The following is a 16786-nucleotide window of genomic DNA, read 5'->3' on the forward strand; positions in this document are numbered from 1 at the left end:
AATCAATATTAATATACAATGAAATGAGGCCGCATTTGAGTTTAGGAATGAAAACACCAAACCAAGTGCACAAAAAAAGCCAGGAGCAAAAGCTACTGGCCTCCAATCAAAACCGTCAACGTATTTTAGGGCGGGACATAACGCATTGCTTTAATAGGTGTTTTTAAATCTGACACTAATATGAATTTTTATACTTCTAGTTATCGTGAATTTTAAGTGTGATGTTTACTTTTTTAAATTTAACCTCCCCCGATTCAAACTTCACCCCACTCTAAAAGATACACATTTACCTTTGTAACTCTTTTGCTGTAAGAAAATTGCAAAACTATTTTTCCAAATGTTTATTCTAAAAGCTAATAATTTACAAATTTGCATTAATGTATTGATGCGATTTTTGCATTGTGTTTATTTTTTGTTACTTTAACTTATTGTAACTAAAGGCATTTTTTTAGTTAGCCAAGTGTTGACCTTTTGGTTGGGTTGGGACTACTATTCAAATCGAAACAGGTACTGTGATTAATTACAGGCCGTTTTGAAAACAAAATAATTAAAATAGTATTCTAGGGAGAATCCAATGTTAAATAATCAAGTTTCAAAAGCTGTTCGCTTAGCGATTGCTTTTGGTGCAGCATCTACAGCTGTATTTTCTGCAAACTCGATAGCTGCTGACGAAGGCGTTGAAAAAGTAGAGCGTATTCAAGTTACCGGTTCACGAATTCGTTCAACCGACCTTGAGACTGCACAACCGATTCAGACAATTAGCCGTGAAGATATCGCAAATCAAGGTTTCACTTCAGTTATTGACCTTCTTGAAAATATGTCAGCGGCAGGTTCGCCGCCAATAAGTCGCTCAGAACCTCTTTCTTCTGGTGAGAATGTTGGTGGTAACTATGTGAATCTACGTAATTTAGGTACGGGTCGAACATTAGTACTTATCAATGGTAAGCGCCTAGGTATTACTACCTCTGGTTATCAAGATTTATCAGCTATTCCTATGGGAATGGTTGAGCGTATTGACGTATTAAAAGACGGTGCATCAGCTATGTATGGCTCTGATGCTATGGCCGGTGTTGTAAATATAATCACTCGAAAAAATTTCGAAGGGCTTGAGTTTACCGTTTACGGTGGTGAGTACGACGAAGGCGATGGTGAAAAGAAAAATATTAGTATGGTTACCGGCATAACAGGTGCTCGTGGCTCTATAACTTTAGGCGCTGAGTGGCGTGATGAGGGTGATGTTTGGGCTAAAGATCGCCCATTCTCTGAGGTTTCATACCCAGGCTACGATATCACAAATAACCGTACTTTAGTTGGTCAATATGGCCGTTTTAACTATGATGATCAATGGTTTGTTGCCAAGCGTCCTGGTGATGCTTCTTCTATTGATGATTTCGAGCCTCAGACATATGAAAACGGTTCAAGTGTTGCACAACAACAGATGCATTTAGAAACTCCTATTAGCGCGCGCTCTATTTACATTAGTTCAAACTACGCACTAACCGATGATATTAACTTTAGTAGTGATATTGGTTACAGTGAACGTGAAGCCACTAGACAAATTGCAGGTTACCCATACCAGTCAGCTGCTGATGGTATTGTACTTAGTGGAGATAGCCATTTTAACCCTGTTGGTGAAGATGTTTCATTTACTCGCCGTGGTTGGGAGGTCCCTCGTGTAACAGATAGTAACCAAGATACTTTACGTTTTACCGCTGCTCTTGAAGGTTCATTTGAAATAGCTGATCGTTATTTCGATTGGGATATAGGCGGAGTTTATAGTAAAAGTTCATCGCTTCAAGTTAGTAATGGTGATTTTTATAAGCCAGCAATTGAAGCCGCGACAGGTCCATCGTTTTTAAATTCATCAGGTCAAGTACAATGTGGCACTGAAGCGAACCCTATCTCAACTGCAGAATGTACAGCTTGGAACCCATTAGCAGGCTTTGGTGCTGGGTCGGTAGAAAATTCATTAGCGGATCCTAATGTACAAGCCTTTTTGTACCCAACACTTCACTATCGCGGTGAAACTAAAACAACAATGTATTTTGCTAACATCAGTGGTTTGATTGCTGAGTTACCTGCAGGTGGTTTAACTTTCGCTTTAGGTGCTGAGCACCGTGAAGAAACGGGGCAGTATACCCCTGATGCTCTTGCTCAATTAGGCGAAAGTACAACGCTTGCTTCAGGTCCAACAGGCGGTGAATATGATGTAACAGAAGCGTATGGTGAATTAAATATACCAATTCTATCAGATGTGGCAGGCGCAAAGTCGTTAAGCATCAATTTAGCAACTCGTTATTCTGACTACAGTACTTTTGGTGATACAACCAATAGTAAGGTGGGTATCGAGTGGCGACCAATTGATGACTTATTAGTTCGTAGTACTTGGTCAGAAGGCTTTCGTGCTCCTACAATAAATGATTTATATGGTGGTAGTTCTCAAACGTTTACCACAGGGTTTATAGATCCGTGTGATTCTGTTTATGGTACTGCTGCAGGTTCTGCACGCTGTTTACAAGATGTCCCAGCAAATTACCGTCAATTAGAACAAGGGTTTGTACCAACAACAGGTCCGGCTGCGCAAACACCTGTTCCGTTTAATAGTGGTTCAAATGAGTTCTTACAACCAGAAGAATCAGTTAGTAAAACAATTGGTTTTGTATACAACCCAAGCTACATTGAAAACTTAGATATCATTCTTGATTGGTGGAGTATTAAGATAACTGACACTGTTGTGTCTGACACTCCTAATGATATTTTAAAAGATTGTTACATTGGTGGAGACGAGTCACGTTGTGCTATGTTCTCCCGTGATGCAAACAACTCTATTGTAAATGATTTAACTTATGGTACCCGTAATGCAGGTTTTACTGAAACATCAGGTATTGACCTTGCTTTAGCTTATGCATTTGAAACTGAATTTGGTGATTTTAGAACTACAATGGATAGTACTTATTTACTTAAGTATGATTCAAAATCATCAAATGAGGCAAGTGCGAAAGTAGAGTCAGCTGTTGGGCATGAAGATGTCTTCAGAATTCGTTCTAGTGTAGGACTGAATTGGTCATATGGTGACTTTAGTGCTAACTGGGGTATACGTTACTTCTCATCAATGCGTGAAGATTGTTACTTTGACGACAGATGTAGTAATCCAGATTTCCAACGTGAGTGGACTAATGGCGCTGTTACACCGAAGAACAAGGTTGGTTCAACTACGTTTAATGACCTACAAGTGAGTTATAATACACCGTGGGAATCAACATTATCAGTTGGTGCAAACAATGTATTTGATAAGCAGGGTCCTATAATGTATTCAGGCCCTAGTTCGGCTTATTCTTATTATGGTGGTTTTGATATTGGCCGCTTATTGTACTTCCGTTATACTCAGAGTTTTTAACTCTAAGTACTAAATTTGAGGCTTAAAAAGCCCGTTAGTACTTTAATAATGCCACTTGTATAAAATCAAGTGGCATTTTTTATGTCTGTTACTGAATCATATTCTTTAGGCCGTATTGTGCTATACCTAGGACTCTTTAGGATCTCTTCTAAAGCCGTTAGTGGTATTTTAACTTAGAAGCCTACACTTCAATGATACAGCTAATTATAGCCTGTAAAGGAAATTACTTTTCGGAAATAAAGCTGGGGAAATAAATTTACAGTACTTACTTGGATGAAGCATGTTGTAATTAAATGAAGCTAGATAGAAGCTATTTCATTTATGGGCTTATAAAAAGTTTAATTAGCTAGATTTTATACAAAGATAGGTTTCTTTTACTCTTTATTTTTAGGTGAATAGTTTTCTTCGTAAAATACCCTTATACTTAAAATGAATATTTAAATAAATCCAATCATATAATTTAGCGAGATATAGATGAAAGAAGTCCGATCTTTTATTAAAACAGCATCATTAACGGATCTTGAAAAAGCTCAACAGCTTATCAATGATGCAATTTCAAAATATACCCAGCAGCAAAAAGCGAAACAGGAAGTTTTGGATCTTTTAAAAGAAAAAGGACTTACGCTAGAAGATTTACAAGATGGAGCATCTGACAAACGTACTAAAGTTAAGCCTAAGTACCGTATGGAACTTAATGGTGAGACTATTGAGTGGACTGGCCGTGGCCGTCGTCCTAAAGCATTTGAAGGTGTTGAGCTTGAAAAGTTTTTAGCTTAAAGCTAAATATAAGAGAAGCCTCGGCTTCTCTTTTTTATTTACCCCTCAATAAAATATAATTAAGTCTAAATGTCATAGCAGTAATTTGCTCAAATCCCTTTATTAAAATCTATTTTTCCCCATTAGCTATAAACTTAGACCTTACCAGCAAAAAGCCGTAGAACGCATTGCTTTACAATTCAGAACGACAAGTAAAACGGCTGTTAGAATCACCTCCCTCCTGGCGCAAATAAAAGTACTGTAATGAGTGGCCAACTAAATTTGGCTAGACTTTTATAGTCTGTGTATAGCTCTAACTCAAAATAAATTTAAGGCAATGAATGAAATGCTTATTATTTACTTTTTGAGTATTAAAAACATAGAAAACAAACGGAATGTAAACATTTGTAAATAGAAGTTGTTTTATATGTTTAAGATTTGTTGACCTAATGGTCGAAATAGGATTATTATTCAAAAAGAAGCGGGTGCTACATAGAAAAAGTAGCTCTCGTTGTAAAAAACAAAACAATAAAATAGTGTTCTAGGGAGAATCAAATGTTAAACAATAAAATCTCAAAGGCGGTTCGCTTAGCGATTGCTTTTGGTGCAGCATCAACAGCTGTTTTTTCTGTAAACGCAATGGCTGCTGATGAAGAAGCTGAAAAAGTAGAACGTATTCAAGTAACTGGTTCACGCATAAGTAAAGCCAGTCTTTCTCAACCTGCTCCGATTGTTACTATTTCAGCAGAAGATATTGCAAAAGCAGGTACTCCTGATTTAGGAAGCATCTTAGCGGAATTACCTGCAATTGGTTCTACCGACACATTAGTTGGAAATAATGATAGTAACGAAGCTGCTGGCGTAAGCTCTGCAGATTTAAGGCGTTTAGGAGCAGCAAGAACATTGGTTCTTGTTAATGGTAAACGCCATGTAGCTGGAGCACCTGGTTCGTCACAAGTAGATTTAAATGCAATTCCTACAGCCTTGATTGAGAGAATTGAAATCATTACAGGTGGTGCTTCTGCTATCTATGGTTCAGACGCTGTTTCAGGTGTTGTGAATGTTATTTTAAAAGAGAGTTTTGATGGTCTTCAATTCAATGCATCTATTGGTAATTCAACAGAAGGTGTAGGAACGCAAAACCATAGCTTTAGTATTGTTGCCGGTACTGAAATTGCTGGTGGGAAAGGTAATATTACATTCTTTGCTGGTAAAGATAGAGTTAGACAGGTTCTAGGTACTGATTTACGTCAAGCTAATGCCTATGGCACAGTTGATAATCCATTAGATACAGGTGAAAATGACGGTATTCCAGACCGTATAACAGTTCCAAATGTATTGTCAGAGAGAATTAGTGATAATGGTGTTATCAATCCATTTGGAGCGGATGGAAGTATCTATACATTTAATGATATGGGTATTGCTGAGCTTATGCCTGCTAGAGAGGCTAGTGGTAGTTTTGCTTTTGGTAATTTTCCTGATGGTTGTGAATTCTGTGCGAATACCCAAGAATATGAGAATTTATTACCTGAACTAGAAAAAATTACAATTGGTTCTACCCTAAACTTTAATATTACAGATGATCACGCATTTTATAGCGATTTTAAGTTTATTCGTTCTGACATTGAACAGCAATTTCAACCTTCTTTCCGATTTGGCAACATTAATATAAATGTTGAAGATAATCCTTATTTAGACAGAGACCTACGCCAGCAATTACTAGATGAAGGCACTAGCAATATCTCTATGGCTAAATTCTTTGGCGAGCTTGGAAATCGAAGCGCAGATAACAAACGTGAATTATTCCGAATTGTTACAGGGTTTAAAGGGTTGTTTACTTTAAGCGAAACTGATTTTGACTATGATTTTTATTATGTTTATGGTCAAACCGATAACCGCCGTAAAACACTTAACGATCTTATTCCTAGTAACTTAACAGCTGCACTTGACGCTGTAATAGACCCTGCTACCGGTGAAGTTGCATGTAGAAGTCAGGTTGAAAGTTTGCAAGGAGAGGGCTATACAGACCCTGCAGGTGTAAACCCTAGTGCTTGTACGCCATACAATGCATTTGGTTTCGGTCAAGCATCCGATGCGGCAAAAGATTATGTCTCAGCGGACGTTACTCGTACAGATAAAATCACACAAGAATTTATTGGTGGTAGTGTAACTTTTGATACAGGTGAATTTTTTGAGCTACAAGGTGGTGCAGTTGGTTTTGCAGCAGGTTTTGAGTACAGAGAAGAAACTTCTGAAAGTATAACAGATGAGTTTACTAAGGCAGGCTTTTTAACAAGTGCCGCCACTCCGGATGCATATGGTGAGTTTGATGTAACAGAAGGGTTTATTGAAGTAAACTTACCTTTGTTAACCGATGTCGACTTTGCAAAAGAGCTTAGTCTTGACGCTGCTTATAGAACAGCCGATTACTCTCATGCCGGCAATGCTGATGCTTGGAAAGTAGGTCTTTTATATCGCCCTATCGATGACGTTCGTATACGTGGTACATATGGTCAAGCAGTGAGAGCACCAAATATTACAGAAGCCTTTGATCCACAATCACCTGGCTTTGGTCGTGTTGCTGATCCTTGTGATGCAGACAATATTGATGATAACCCAAATCGTGCTTCTAACTGTGCTGCACTAGGTATTCCAGCTGATTTCCAAGCAAATGATAACGTTAGCGTAGACGTTATTAGTGGTGGTAATCCAGACTTAGAGTCAGAAACATCAACTTCACTTACGGCGGGTGTTGTATGGACTCCTAGTTTCTTTGAAAATTTCTCTGTTACAGTTGATTATTATGATATTGAAATAGAAGATGCGATTTCATTCATTGCAACACAAAGTATTGCAGATAACTGTGTTGATGCTGCAGGTGGACCAGACCAGTCATTTTGTTCTCAGATAGACCGTGATCCTACAACAAACGATGTCACTTTGGTTCGCTCTGGTTACTTAAACGCCGCAGCGACAACTACTCGTGGTATTGAAGCTGATTTTGATTACAACATGAATTTGGCTGATTATTCTTTAGAGGGTGACTTAAAACTTAATCTTTTCGTAAATCATCTTATTGAGCTTGAAGATTTCGAATTTCAAAATCGCCCAGATAAAGTTAATGTAGAAAATGGTGAAGTGGGTGATCCAGAGTGGCAAGCTAGGTTCTCTGCAGTTTACAAGTACAATGATTTAGTTGTTAACTGGACTTCACGTTATATAGACCGTTCTGCTAGGTTTGATTTATCACCAGAAGGCGATATTGAAGAAGATCTTAAACCAGGTTATGTAGGTTCAATCATAACGCATGATATTTCTGCAAATTATCATATATTTGATAACACACGTGTAGGTTTTGGTATTCGTAACCTTATGGATAAATTACCGCCAGCTTATATTTCAGCTAGCGGTGGAGATGAAGCGATTTATGATGCTGTAGGTAGACGCTTCTTCGCTAACCTAAGCGTTGAATTTTAATTAATGAGTTAACTTAATTCTTAAAAAATAAACCCTATAAATAATTTTTATAGGGTTTTTTTCCATCAAACGCCTATTTAAATAAAATTAAAGTTTAAAACTTCTATCCATTGTTTGCTAAAATCCCCTTATTAAAATCTATTTGTTTTCCCATGAGCTATAAACTAAGACCTTACCAGCAAGAAGCCGTAGAACGCACTGTTTTACACTTTAGAAAGAGTAATGATCCTGCCGTTATTGTACTACCAACCGGCGCAGGTAAAAGCCTTGTTATTGCTGAACTTGCCCGTATTGCTAAGCAAAAAATATTAGTACTTGCTCATGTCAAAGAGTTGGTAGAGCAAAATTCGCAAAAATATAAAAGTTTTGGTTTAGAGGCGAGTATATTTTCAGCAGGTTTAAAAGAAAAGTCATTAAACCATCAAGTAACCTTTGCCAGTGTGCAATCACTTTCTCGTAATTTAAATAAATTAAATGAGCATTATTCGTTACTTATTATTGATGAATGCCACAGGGTAAATGGGGATAAAAAAAGTCAGTACGGTAAAGTAATAAACAGTTTAAAAGAGTATAACCCTCAGTTAAAAGTATTGGGTTTAACAGCAACACCTTATCGGTTAGGAATGGGGTGGATATACCACCACCATTATCATGGTTTTGTTAAGGGTACTCAAGAAAGCCCGTTTAAAAGTTGTATTTTTGAATTACCACTCAGGTATATGATCAAACATAATTATTTAACGCCGCCAAACGAAGTTGATGCAGCGATTAGCCATTATGATTTTTCGTCTTTAGATAGCAATGCATTTGGGCAATATACGACTGATGATATGAATGCGCTTTTAAAAAACAGTGAGCGCGCAACGAAAGCGATATTACAGCAAGTAATTCAATACAGTGAAGAGCGTGAAGGTGTTATGGTTTTTGCAGCCACGGTAATGCATGCTCAGGAAATATTAAGCTACCTACCAGCTCATCAAAGTGCACTTATAACAGGTGATACGCCAAACACTGAGCGCGATAAAATCATTAAGCAATTTAAAGCTAAGCAATTAAAGTATCTAGTTAATATATCGGTACTAACAACCGGCTTTGATGCGCCACACGTCGACTTTATAGCTATTTTAAGACCTACAGAATCAGTTAGTTTATATCAACAAATTGTGGGGCGAGGTCTCAGGTTATCTGAATCAAAAACGGATTGCTTAGTAATAGATTATGCTGGCAATGGTTTTAATTTATTTCACCCAGAAGTAGGCGATAAAAAAGGCGATAGTGATAATGAACCTGTGCAGGTACTTTGTCCTGGCTGTGGTTTTGCGAATATATTTTGGGGTAAAACTGATTCTGCAGGAAAAGTAATAGAGCACTTTGGCAGGCGCTGTAAAGGGCTGTTAGAAGACGATGATGGGCATAAAGAGCAGTGCGATTATCGTTTTAGGTTTAAAGAGTGTGAGCAGTGCGGTGCCCAAAATGATATTGCTGCACGTAAATGCCATGATTGCGGCGCGGTAATGGCCGACCCTGATGATAAGTTACGTAATGCATTAAACTTGAAAGACGCACTTGTGCTTCGATGTAGTGGGTTATCGGTAACTCAAATTAAAGATGAACTTATTAAAATAACGTATTTTGATGAAGATGGTGCAAGTTGCGATGAAGTATATAACCTCGCAAATAAAGGCGGGCAATTTATATTTAATAAGCAATTTGGTCAACGTGTGGGGCTTGGGCAAACACCTATTAATTTTAAAACTGCAGAGCAAGTAGTAAAAGCACAATTTGAATTAGTACCACCGGATTTTGTTATTGCACGAAAAAGCAAAAAATATGGTTGGAAAGTAGCTGATAAGCTATTTGATTATAAAGGCAATTTTAGGAAGGCAAATCAGTTAAGCCGCTAAGCTTAACTGATAGAGTACATTGAACTAATACAATTAAAAGGCGATTAAGCCTCGTCACCGTCCATTAATCCCCAGCCGTCACCGTATCCATTAAAGCTATTAGCAATGCTTTCAATGTATTGCTCTGCTTGTCCTAGAAGGGTGTGCTCTGGCACCATTTGTACTTGAGTGATAACTTCCCAAACGCCAGTGTCTTTACATTTTTCAAGCTCAGCATTTTGAACTAATGCATCAGAGACTATTTCTTTAGCAAATTTTTCAGCATCGGCTTCTTGTTCAAATAAAATAAAAAAATCGACTTGGTGCATTTTATTTAAATCAATGCCAGCAGCGGCTATTTCGGCTAAAAGTTGGCCGTTATCATCATCAGGGAATTGCATTAAAAACTCATTTAAAATTAATTTTTTATTCGTAGGCACTATTGTAACTAAAATATTGTCTTAACGCGTACTAATTTTAATTATGCTGATATTTATTCAAAGTTAAATTTACGCGTTAGATTGTTATTAAGTTAATGTGTTGCTCATTATGGCTATGCTAATATGCGGGTAATTAACCAGTTTTTTGTAAGATATTAAAAGTAAGGATATTTACTTGTTTATTAAGTTTTTACGTTGCATGTGTGTTGTGAGCGCTTTAATTGCGACAAATAGCTATGCGGCAGAAAAAGTCATAGAAGATTACGAAATTGAAGGGTTAAGTGGCGATTTAGAAAATAACGTAGCTCTTTACCTCAAGCAGTTAATTGGCGAGAAGCCAACCCGTACACTTCGCCGTTATGCTCAAAAACAAGTACAAAATAGCATCAAAGCACTTGGCTATTATAGCCCGACCGTCGAGGTTATTTATGATAAAGACGACAGCGAGCTAATTGTTAAAGTTGAACGGGGGCCTGCAACTCGCATAGAAGCAATTAATATTACGCTAAACGGTGATGGTCAAAGTGATACTCAATTACAGGCATTGATTAAAAGCAATCACTTAAAGCAAGGTGATGTTTTAAATCATGGTAAATATGACTCTGCTCATAAAAAAATAGAATCTATGCTACTAGAGCTAGGTTATTTTGATGCTAAGTGGCCAGCGCGCAAATTAGAAGTATCGCTTAAAAAAAATAGTGCTGTTATTACTTTCATAATTGATACCGGAGTTAGGTATCAGTTTGGCGATATACAAATTGCCAGTAGTACACCCGCTGAAAAATACATACGCTCTATAGCGCCTTTCTCGCAGGGCCAACCTTATAAATCAACGCATATTGCTGACTATAACTTGGATTTATCAAGTACCCCTTATTTTGCCAGTGTACGTGTTTATGCTGACATTGCAGCGCGCAAAAACAGCCAAGTACCGATTAAAGTTGAAGTATTACCCAAGCCAGCTAACAGCTATGAAATTGGCGGTGGTTTTAGTACTGACTTAGGGCCCAAGGTGCGTTTTAAATGGAGTAAACCGTGGATCACAGAAGACGGCCATTACCTCGAAACTAATTTAAATGTGGCACAAAAGCAGCAAGATATTTCCATGGCTTATACAATTCCGGTTGATGATCCTAATGATGATTTATGGCGATTCTCTGTCGGTTATAAATTAGAAGATGAGCTCACAAACGACACTTACAGTGAAATATTAACAGGGCAAGTTCAGCGCCAATGGTTGACCGAAAATAAGTGGGTGCGTACTGCATTTTTACGCCGCGACCAAGAAACCTACCGTATTGGTGATGAAGACGAAGAAAGTACCGAAATGTTAATGCCGGGCATTAGCTACGCGCGCAAAAAATCAAAAGGCGGCACGACTCCTTATTGGGGAGAGCAGTGGCTTATATCTGCTGAGTTTGGCTTAGATGATGTGCTTTCGAGTACTAATCTGATTAGGGTGCAAATGCAACATGCATGGCTACGCACTTATTTTGACCGCCACTTGGTGTTTTTAAAAGCGAATGTGGGAGCAATGCTTGTTGATGATATTAACAACGTGCCATTTTCACTTCGGTTTTACGCAGGTGGCGATCAAAGTGTACGTGGTTTTGCGTACCAATCAATTTCGCCCGAGAACGATGACGGCGAGCTAATAGGTGGTAAGTATTTACTATCGGGCACGATGGAATATAACTACCAGTTTGCTAAAAATTGGCGAGCAGCTTTATTTGTTGATGGTGGTACTGCGACTAATGATTTTTCTGATGATTTTGAAGTAGGTGCTGGTTTTGGTTTTCGCTATTTAACACCCGTTGGCCCAGTGCGTATAGACCACGCTTGGGGATTAACAAAAGAAAGTAAAAGCACACGTTTAAGTATTACCATAGGGCCAGAAATTTAATGTCAGTATTAAAAAAGATAACAGCCGCTGTAAGTGCTATTTTTGTCATGTTAGTTGTTGCACTATTTTGTTTGTTATTTACCGCACCCGGTAATCAATTTATTGCTTATAGTGCAAACAAAGCGGTAGATGGACTACATATTGAAATTAAAGATGGTCGTTTTATTTATAATGATGCCTTTAATGTACGCTTTGCTAGCAACGGATTGGACTTTAATGCACAACAATTGAAAATTGATTTGTTTTGGTGGCAGTGCGATGGAATTTGTATAGATAACTTAAGTGCTAAATCTATAAATTTAACATTACCAAAAACTGCAGAGTCACAAGAAGCAGCCGCGGCAGAGCCGCTTGAAAAAATCAGCTTACCTTTTAATATTGCTGTAAAAAACATTGCGATCAATAAATTTACTCTAGAGCATCCAAGTGCAAACGTAAGCGTTAATAACTTTAAACTCTCAGCAAAAGCAGAGGGTTCAAAGCTGACGGTTAAAAGCCTGAATATTCCCACCATACTTGTTGCCTTAAAAGAGCAAGAACAAGATGCGAAAACACAAACGGCGCAAAATACTCAAGCGCCTTTAACGCACCTACCCGCATTGCCTAATATAGAATTTACTTCGCCACTTGATTTAGTTGTTGAAGACTTTGAAATTGCTAACATTACGATTGAGCAAAACGAAGCCCAGCATGTTATTGAAAACATCTCGCTGCAATTAAGTGTGGAAGATGCGGTTATTAATTTAGAGTCATTCTCAGCAAAGTATGAACAGTGGCAGCTTAATACGCATCTTAACGCTGAGCTTGCAGGGAATTTGCCCGTGAAAGGGGATGTTGTTTTACAAAGTGATGAGCACCAAGCCAATTTGCAGTTGAATGGCGACTTATCAAATCTAAACTTAAATTTAGAAACACAGGGACAATATCCACTTAGTTTAACGGCAACAGCAAATTTAAAGCAAAAAAACTATCCGTTTGAGTTAAATGGCAAAATTAAACAGTGGCTTATTGATGCACAAAGTAATGAGCTTAAAGTGCGAAATGTAAGCCTTAACGCACAAGGTAATGCTGACGACTATCAGCTTAGCCTACAGGGGAATAGCCAATTAGGTGCGTACCCAGCTGTTGACTTAAATACCCAATTAAAAGGCAGTCTCACCAAAGCAACTTTACAAGCGCTAAGCATTAAAGCGAACGAAAGCAGTGCAACTATAAAAGCCAATGTTGATTGGCAAAAGGGCATACAGGCTAACTTTAATGGCACGCTTGCTAACTTAAAAGCGCAGTATTTAACTGATGCCGCTACCAGTGATATTTCAGGACAGTTTAAAGGCTCATTTAATGCAGCTGACGACAAGTGGCAGCTACAAATGAATAATACAAAGTTAAACGGATTACTTAACGACGTGCCACTAGAATTTGCCTCAAACTTTAAGCTAGACAACACGTTAAAAGCTAATATTGATAGCTTTTATTTAAGTAGCGGCACCAATAAATTAGCACTAAGCGGGCAAGTTGACGATACTTGGCAGGTTGATGGCAAAGTAACGCTAAAAAGTGATGAAAAAGCTAATATTCCATTTACTGCTGACGGCAACGCAAATTTAAAAGTGAGAGGGGAAAGGTTAACGCCCTCTGTTGATTTAGCACTAATACTAGATCGCTTTATTTTTGATGAAATAAACATTAATAAATTATCAGTAAAAGGGCAGTTAGATACCGCAGCCGATTGGCAAACCGATGTTTCGGTAAGTGTTGGTTCGGCGCTGGTGGCCGAACAGCAAATTAATAGCGTTAAAATTGATATTAGCGGCGACAAAACAGATCACCAACTTACGGCATCTGTAGATGCCGAGCAAGGCAGTGTAGAGCTTGAAGTTAATGGCAAAGTTAATAATACCACTTGGAATGGCGAGCTTAGTAATGTAACGCTCAGCGATAAAAAGCTTAGTTTTAGTAATACTAAAAATATTGCCATTATGGTTAATACGCAAAGTGGCGACTTTGATGTAAGTGCACATTGTTGGGCATCTGAGCAAAGTAAATTATGCATAGACACCTTAGCGCAGTCAAAAAATCTCGGTCAGTTAAATGCTAAACTAAGCAACTTAGCACTTGAGGAGCTTAAGCATTTTTTACCTAATAGCATTCGTACTCGCGGTAATATAGCTGGCGATATAGCACTTAATTGGCAAAGCGGCGTGCTTAAAACATTACGCGCAAATATCGATTCTAGCGACTTAGAAGCAGTGCTAACCTCGGAAGAAGATCGTTTTAAATTACCAATCGAAACATTAAGTATTAGTGCGTTTTCGGATTCTCAAATTGGCAAGCTTGAAGCTAATTTAGAATCAAGTGTATTAGGCAAAATTAATACACAAATTAATATCGACGATATACAAAATACGCAAGCGCTTAATGGCACCATTAATATTGATAAAATACTCCTTTCAGACTTACAACCTTTTCTTGAAACCCTTGAGCAGTTAAAAGGTGATATTAGCGGGAAAGTGGCGTTAGCTGGTACGTTAAAAGATCCTTTATTAAATGGCGAGCTTAATGTGAGCGATATTAGTTTAGAGGGCGAGCAATTACCTATAGCGCTGCAAAAATCAAATATAAACGTATTGTTTGATAAAACAACAGCCACAATAAAAGGCAACTTAAACGACAATCAAGGCGGTAAAATAAATCTCACCGGTGACGTTGATTGGCAAGGTGCGCAACCTGCTGTAAATGTTGCGGTAGTTGGCGAGCAGTTTTATGTACGCGCGCAGCAAGGGGTTACTTTTAAAGTATCGCCGGATTTAAAAATAGGCTTGGCTAATAATGCACTCAAGCTTGCTGGTGAGGTAATTGTGCCTTACGGTCGTATAATGATTGAAGAGCTTCCTGAGGGGGCGGTGCAAGTTAGCGATGATGAAATTATTGTTGATCAAAAAACTGAGGCCACCGAAACAGTCCCGTTTGATTACGACATAGATTTAAAAGTGATTGTTAAAAATGATGTAAAAGTAGAGTCGTTTGGCTTGGAATCAAAAGTTGCGGGTGATTTAGCGATAAAAATGAGTCAAGGTGCGCCAATTATAGCCACAGGTGAGCTTAACTTGATTGAAGGTACTTACTTAGCCTTTGGGCAAGATTTAATAATCAGCACCGGGCAAGTAGGTTTTAGCGGTTCAATTGAACAACCATTTTTAAATATTAAAGCAATACGTAACCCCGATACGACTGCAAATGGTGTGATTGCAGGGGTTACGCTTACGGGGAATGTTGAACAACCAACGCTCAAAATATTTTCTGAGCCTGCGATGGATCAAGCACAAGCACTTGCATATTTACTTAATGGCCAACCTTTAGGCGATGGAGAAAGTTCGTCAAGCGATGCGATGCTTACGCAGTTATTGCTTTCTCAAGGGGTTAGCCGCAGCGAAGGGGTTGTTTCTAAGGTAGGTGAAACCTTTGGGCTGTCAGATGTAAGTTTAAGCTCATCAGGTAGTGGTGATAGCACCAAAGTAGAAATATCAGGTTACGTAGCACCTAGCTTACAAGTTAAATATAGCGTGGGTGTATTTGATTCGCTCAGTGAAGTGGCTGTGCGTTATCAGTTACTTTCACAGTTATACATAGAAATAACGAGCGGCCTATACCAAAATGTTGATGTGCTATATAAGTTTGATTGGGAATAACCAAAACTATAATAATTATAAGGATATAAGCGATGAAAAAAATTATATTGCCAGCTCTGCTTAGTGTTTTGTTGAGCGGTTGTGCTCAACAACTCGGTGATGATGTTGCTAATCAAGAGCTACCTTTATTGAGCGCGAGTGAAGTAATTGCGAGTGCAACAGATAATGACTGGCGAGTAGTGAACGCTCAAAATATTTTAAAGATAACGCTGCCAACGGGCGATGCGTACATTGAGCTCAATGAACTGCTTGCCCCAAAGCACGTTCAAAACATTAAAAAGTTAGCGCGAGAACGGTTTTATAAAAATACTAGCGTTTATCGGTTTGTTGAAGGTTTTGTAGCGCAAGGCGGGGACAGCTCGGGTAAAAAGTTAATTAAAACTGCAAATAAAACAGTCCCTGCTGAGTTTTATTTAACAACAAACAAACCACTTTTAATTACAGAGCTAAATGGCGACGGATATGCACCAGTTACCGGCTTTTTAAACGGCTTTGCAGTAGCTCAAAACTCAGCACATACGCAAACATGGCAAGTGCATTGTAGTGGCGTGTTTGCCATGGCGCGCGACAACGATATAAATAGTGCGAGTACGGAATTTTTTGTAACGATAGGGCAAGGCCCGCGCTACCTGGATAAAAACATTACGGTGTTTGGTCGAGTGCTAGAGGGTATAGAGCATTTTAATCGTTTAGCGCGTACACCAACTGAAGGAAAAGCATTTAACCCAATTACCAATATACAAGTCCTTGGCGATGTACAAAGCGATAAAAGTATATTTAAAGTGATGAAAACAAACTCACCTGTGTTTAAAAACTTAATCAATGCTCGTAAAAACCGTGTTGAGCCATGGTTTGTTAAAGCACATAATTACGTTGATGTGTGTGGTATGCCCATACCCACTAAGCGCGAAGTTATACCAATTCCAATAAATAGCTGATCTATTTTACTTGCTAAAACAACCCATTTCTTTGTTGTAAATTTCGCAAAGGGAACAACCATTTACATCAATTTACGCCTAGAACTGAATTATTTTTTCGGCGTAAAATTTAGATCACATACTTAATGGAATTGGTATTAATTAAAGAATGTAAAAAAGGAGCCTAGGCTCCTTTTTTAATACTAGGGTCTGTTGATCTTTGCGGATTAAAATTTGTTCAATCTAGGGGCTATTTAATCGCGGCGCGAGGTTTGTAACCTAGTGGGCTAAGTAAAAACCGAGCAACAAAGAGTGAATAGCCCC

General features: G+C 38.3%; 8 protein-coding genes. 7 read left to right on the plus strand and 1 reads right to left on the minus strand.

Annotated features, from left to right (window positions below; translation table 11 throughout):
• The first annotated feature begins 574 nt into the window (after positions 1–574).
• The 4 genes from I6F42_RS17905 (at position 575) to I6F42_RS17920 (ending at position 9534) form a co-directional block, all read left to right on the plus strand.
• Positions 575–3397, plus strand: a complete 2823-nt coding sequence (locus tag I6F42_RS17905; protein WP_010553693.1) for a TonB-dependent receptor domain-containing protein — start codon at positions 575–577, stop codon at positions 3395–3397.
• A 474-nt stretch (positions 3398–3871) separates the two neighbouring features.
• The gene (locus I6F42_RS17910; protein WP_007586043.1) at positions 3872–4174 is read left to right on the plus strand and encodes an H-NS family nucleoid-associated regulatory protein; all 303 of its coding nucleotides are present in this window, start codon (positions 3872–3874) and stop codon (positions 4172–4174) included.
• Positions 4175–4708: 534 nt separating this feature from the next.
• Entirely contained in the window at positions 4709–7630 is a 2922-nt protein-coding gene (locus I6F42_RS17915) for a TonB-dependent receptor domain-containing protein (RefSeq protein WP_010553692.1), read from the plus strand.
• A gap of 152 nt (positions 7631–7782) precedes the next feature.
• Positions 7783–9534, plus strand: a complete 1752-nt coding sequence (locus tag I6F42_RS17920) for a DEAD/DEAH box helicase (protein WP_197152962.1) — start codon at positions 7783–7785, stop codon at positions 9532–9534.
• A gap of 44 nt (positions 9535–9578) precedes the next feature.
• Here I6F42_RS17920 and I6F42_RS17925 read toward each other — a convergent pair whose 3' ends face one another.
• Positions 9579–9914, minus strand: a complete 336-nt coding sequence (locus I6F42_RS17925; protein WP_007378192.1) for a ribonuclease E inhibitor RraB — start codon at positions 9912–9914, stop codon at positions 9579–9581.
• A gap of 214 nt (positions 9915–10128) precedes the next feature.
• Here I6F42_RS17925 and I6F42_RS17930 point away from each other — a divergent pair, with 214 nt between their 5' ends.
• Genes I6F42_RS17930 through I6F42_RS17940 form a run of 3 tightly spaced genes read left to right on the plus strand, consistent with a single transcriptional unit; the run spans position 10129 to position 16483 of the window.
• Complete coding sequence (locus I6F42_RS17930; RefSeq protein WP_007378193.1) at positions 10129–11856, plus strand: autotransporter assembly complex family protein; 1728 nt, start codon at positions 10129–10131, stop codon at positions 11854–11856.
• The gene (locus I6F42_RS17935) at positions 11856–15545 is read left to right on the plus strand and encodes a translocation/assembly module TamB domain-containing protein (RefSeq protein ID WP_197152964.1); all 3690 of its coding nucleotides are present in this window, start codon (positions 11856–11858) and stop codon (positions 15543–15545) included. The genes I6F42_RS17930 and I6F42_RS17935 overlap by 1 nt, the downstream gene beginning before the upstream one ends.
• Positions 15546–15577: 32 nt before the next feature.
• Positions 15578–16483: a peptidylprolyl isomerase gene (locus I6F42_RS17940; protein ID WP_197152966.1), complete on the plus strand. Its 906-nt coding sequence runs from the start codon at positions 15578–15580 to the stop codon at positions 16481–16483.
• The last annotated feature ends 303 nt before the right edge of the window (positions 16484–16786 follow it).

The organism is Pseudoalteromonas sp. SWYJZ12 (genome assembly GCF_015864395.1).
GTDB classification, from domain to species: domain Bacteria; phylum Pseudomonadota; class Gammaproteobacteria; order Enterobacterales; family Alteromonadaceae; genus Pseudoalteromonas; species Pseudoalteromonas arctica.

Excerpts from the sequence above, each read along its gene's own strand:
- I6F42_RS17925 (WP_007378192.1), bottom strand. The coding sequence starts at position 9,914 with ATGCAATTCCCTGATGATGATAACGGCCAACTTTTAGCCGAAATAGCC.
- I6F42_RS17920 (WP_197152962.1), top strand. The coding sequence starts at position 7,783 with ATGAGCTATAAACTAAGACCTTACCAGCAAGAAGCCGTAGAACGCACT.
- I6F42_RS17940 (WP_197152966.1), top strand. The coding sequence starts at position 15,578 with ATGAAAAAAATTATATTGCCAGCTCTGCTTAGTGTTTTGTTGAGCGGT.
- I6F42_RS17910 (WP_007586043.1), top strand. The coding sequence starts at position 3,872 with ATGAAAGAAGTCCGATCTTTTATTAAAACAGCATCATTAACGGATCTT.
- I6F42_RS17915 (WP_010553692.1), top strand. The coding sequence starts at position 4,709 with ATGTTAAACAATAAAATCTCAAAGGCGGTTCGCTTAGCGATTGCTTTT.
- I6F42_RS17905 (WP_010553693.1), top strand. The coding sequence starts at position 575 with ATGTTAAATAATCAAGTTTCAAAAGCTGTTCGCTTAGCGATTGCTTTT.
- I6F42_RS17935 (WP_197152964.1), top strand. The coding sequence starts at position 11,856 with ATGTCAGTATTAAAAAAGATAACAGCCGCTGTAAGTGCTATTTTTGTC.